We start from the raw sequence: 4,208 nt of genomic DNA on the forward strand, positions 1-4,208 counted from the left end.
GTGGGCACACGGATTCCGGATCTGACGATTTATCTGCTGGACGCGCACAGCCAGCCGGTGCCACTGGGTGCGGTCGGCGAGTTATCTATTGGTGGCGCGGGGGTCGCGCGCGGCTATCTGAACCGTCCGGAGTTGACCGCGGAGCGCTTTGTGCCGGATCCGTTCTCAGAGGACGCCGATGCGCGGCTGTATAAGACCGGGGATTTAGCGCGTTATTTACCGGACGGCAATCTGGAGTTTGTGGGGCGCAACGATGACCAAGTGAAGATTCGCGGCTTTCGCATTGAACCGGGGGAGATCGAAGCGTGCTTAACGGCGCATCCGCAGGTGCGCGACGCGGTGGTGGTAGCAACCGGTGAGGGCTCGGCTAAGCGGCTGGTCGCGTATGTGCAGGCCGAAGCGGACGCGCACCTGGCGAGCACCTTGCGCGCGCAGGTGGCGGCGAGCCTGCCTGAGTATATGGTGCCCAGCGCGTTTGTGCGGCTGGACGCGTGGCCGTTGACACCGAACGGCAAGCTCGATCGGCGTGCACTGCCCGCACCGGACGCTGACGCGCTGGCGCATCAAGCGTATGAAGCGCCACAAGGCGAGCTCGAGAAGACGCTCGCGGCGATCTGGTCGGAGCTATTGGGAGTCGAACGTGTGGGTCGGCACGACAGCTTCTTTGCGCTCGGGGGCCACTCGCTGCTGGCGGTGCGGTTGATGAACCAGGTCAGAGGGCTGGGTGCCGACGTGCCGTTGGCGATCTTGTTCGCCACGCCCACGTTGGCGGCGTTTGCCGCGGCGCTCGACGCCCACTGGCAACAAGGCACCGATATGCTGCCCGAGATCACGTCGGTGTCGCGTGAAGGCAGGTTGCCGCTATCGTTCGCCCAGCAGCGGCTGTGGTTTCTCGCGCAGCTCGATGGGGTGAGTGACACATATCATATGCCGCTGGCGCTGCATGTGCGCGGGCCGCTTGATCGAGCGGCCTGGCAACAGGCATTAGATGCGCTGTTCGCGCGTCATGAAGCGCTGCGCTCGACGTTTGTCAGCGTCGAGGGGCAGCCGCAGGTGCAGCTGCTGCCGTCGGACACGGGCGTGCCGCTGCGCTGGCATGATCTGCGTGAGGTGCCCGATGCCGACGTGCAGCTGGCCCGCTTGCGTCATGAAGCTGCGCACGCACCGTTTGATCTGGCGCGCGGTCCGTTGATCCGCGCGTGCGGCATTCAAGTGGCCGATGACGAACACGTGGTGTTGCTCACGCAGCACCATATTGTGTCGGACGGCTGGTCGATCGAGGTGCTCGCGCGTGAGTTGAGCGCACTGTACGCAGCGAGCGTCGGGGCGCAAGCTGATCCGCTGCTGCCGCTGGCGGTTCAATATCCGGACTATGCGGCGTGGCAACGACAGTGGCTCACGGGTGAGCGGCTGCAGGCGCAAAGCGACTATTGGCGCACGACGCTGGCCGATGCGCCGGTGCGGCTGGCGCTACCGACCGATCGACCGCGCCCGGCGCAGCAATCGTTTGCCGGCGCGCAGGTGCCGGTGCAGATCGATGCATCGACCACGCAAGCGCTCAAGCGCTTAAGCGCGGAGCACGGCACGACGCTATTTATGACGGTGCTTACCGCATGGAGCGCGGTGCTCGCGCGCCTGTCAGGCCAGCACGACGTGGTCATCGGCACGCCCAGCGCAAACCGGGGGCATGCCGCAATCGAGCCGTTAATCGGCTTTTTTGTCAATACGCTGGCGTTGCGCATGGATCTGTCGGGCGAACCGGATACTGCCCAGCTGCTCGCGCGTGTGCGGCGCACGACGCTGGACGCGCAAGCGCATCAGGATCTGCCGTTTGAGCAAGTGGTCGAGATCGTGCAGCCGCCGCGGCAATTAAATCATACGCCGCTGTTTCAAGTGATGTTGGCGTGGCAGAACCATGAGCCAGGCGAGTGGCGCTTACCTGGGCTCACGGCCACGCCGGCTGAGCTCGAGTATGACGTCGTGAAGTTCGATCTCGAGCTGAACTTGTGTGAGGTAGGCGACGAGATCATCGGCAGCTTAGCGTATGCGACGGCGCTGTTCGACCGGTCCACGATCGAGCGGCACGTCGGGTATCTACAGACGATGTTGCGTGCAATGGTGGCGTGCCCCCAGCAGCCGGTCGCAACGCTTGAGTTGCTATCACCGGCCGAGCGCCAGTTGCTGCTGCAGACTTGGAACGCGACGCAGCAGGCGTATCCGGAACATCAGTGCGTGCACCAGCTATTCGAAGCGCAGGTCGAGCGCACGCCCGAGGCGCCAGCGCTGGTGTTTGAAGACCAGACGTTGAGCTATGCGCAGCTGAATGCCCAAGCCAATCGTCTCGCGCACCAGCTGATCGAGTTAGGCGTCAAGCCAGACACGCTCGTGGCGATCTGCGTGCAGCGCAGTCCCGCGCTGGTCGTGGGGGGGCTGGCGATTTTGAAAGCGGGTGGCGCGTATGTGCCGCTGGATCCAGCGTATCCGAGTGAACGCTTGGTGCACATCCTCGCCGATGCGGCGCCCAGCATTGTGCTGGCGGATACGGCCGGGCGCGCTGCGTTGGGTGAGGCGGCGCTCGCCGAGCGCACAGTGTTCGATCCGACCACGCTGCCGGCGTTGCCGGACACGAATCCGTCGGTGACGGGCCTGACGGCCCGGCATCTGGCATATGTGATCTATACGTCGGGCTCCACCGGGACCCCGAAGGGCGTGATGGTCGAGCATGCCCAAGCCGTCAATTTCTTGTGCTGGGCGGTGCAAACCTTTACGCCTTTGGAGACGCAGCATACGCTATTTGCCACCTCAATCAGTTTTGATTTGTCCGTCTACGAGTGTTTTGTGCCGCTCGCGCAAGGTTCGACCGTTCACTTGGTCAAGGACGCATTGGCTTTAATGCAGCAGACGCAGCCTGTGTCACTGATTAATACAGTGCCTTCCGCGCTGCAGTCCCTGCTGGCGCATCAGGCTAACTTATCTTCGGCCACTACGATTAACCTGGCGGGTGAGCCGCTAACAGCGCGCTTAACTAAACAAATCTTTGAGCAAACGCCCATCCAGCGTCTCTGTAACCTTTATGGGCCTTCGGAGAGCACCACCTATTCGACGTGGCGGCCGATGCATCGTGGTGAGGCATTGATTGAGAGCATTGGCCGGCCGATTGCCAACACGCGCGTTTATCTGCTCGATGCGCACGGCCAGCCGGTGTCACTGGGTGCGGTCGGTGAGTTGTATATTGGTGGCGCCGGGGTCGCACGCGGCTACCTGAACCGCCCGGCGCTGACCGCTGAGCGCTTTGTGCCCGATCCGTTCTCCGATGAAGCGGGTGCACGGCTGTATAAGACCGGGGATGTGGCGCGGTATTTACCAGACGGCAATCTGGAGTTTTTGGGGCGCAACGATGAGCAAGTGAAGATTCGCGGCTTTCGCATTGAACCGGGCGAGATCGCAGCGTGCTTAACGGCGCATCCGCAAGTGCGCGACGCGGTGGTGCTGGCGCTGGGCGAAGGCCAAGATAAACGGCTGGTGGCGTATGTGGTGGCTGATCCTGATGACGCGTTAGCGGGGACGTTGCGCGCGCAGGTGGCGGCCGCGTTGCCTGAATACATGGTGCCCAGTGCGTTTGTGCGGCTGGACGTGTTTCCGCTAACATCGAACGGCAAGCTCGATCGGCGTGCACTGCCTGCACCGGGTGACGACGCGCTGGCACATCAAGCGTATGAAGCGCCGCAAGGCGAACTTGAGACGACGCTGGCGGCGATTTGGGCCGAGCTATTGGGCGTCGAGCGTGTGGGTCGGCACGACAGCTTCTTTGCACTGGGGGGCCACTCGCTGCTGGCGGTGCGGTTGATTGAGCGCCTGCGGTGTCGGGGAATCGGGTTATCCGTGCGCGCGCTGTTCGACACGCCGACGCTCAGTGCGTTGGCGCAGACGTTGGGTCAGCACCGTGACGTGGTGGTGCCTGCGAACGCGATCACGCCCGACACGAGTGCGATTACGCCGTCGATGCTACCGCTCATTGAGCTGACGCAAGCGGACATTGACAAGATTGTCGAGCAGGTGCCGCAGGGTGTGGCCAATATCCAGGACATTTATGCACTGTCGCCACTGCAAGATGGGCTGCTGTTTCACCATCTGCTGGCCAGCGACGGCGATCCGTATCTGCTGCTGGTGCAGCTGGCTTTCGACAGTCGTGAGCGGCTTGACCAGTA

1 protein-coding gene is annotated in these 4,208 nt (G+C 63.0%); it reads left to right on the forward strand.

The genetic code is table 11. The features are described from left to right. Positions 1 to 4,208, forward strand: a 4,208-nt coding sequence (locus B0O95_RS14985) for a non-ribosomal peptide synthetase (RefSeq protein ID WP_146064114.1), incomplete at both ends; no start/stop codon positions are given.

The sequence above is a fragment of the Mycetohabitans endofungorum genome, assembly GCF_002927045.1.
Classification (GTDB): Bacteria; Pseudomonadota; Gammaproteobacteria; order Burkholderiales; family Burkholderiaceae; genus Mycetohabitans; species Mycetohabitans endofungorum.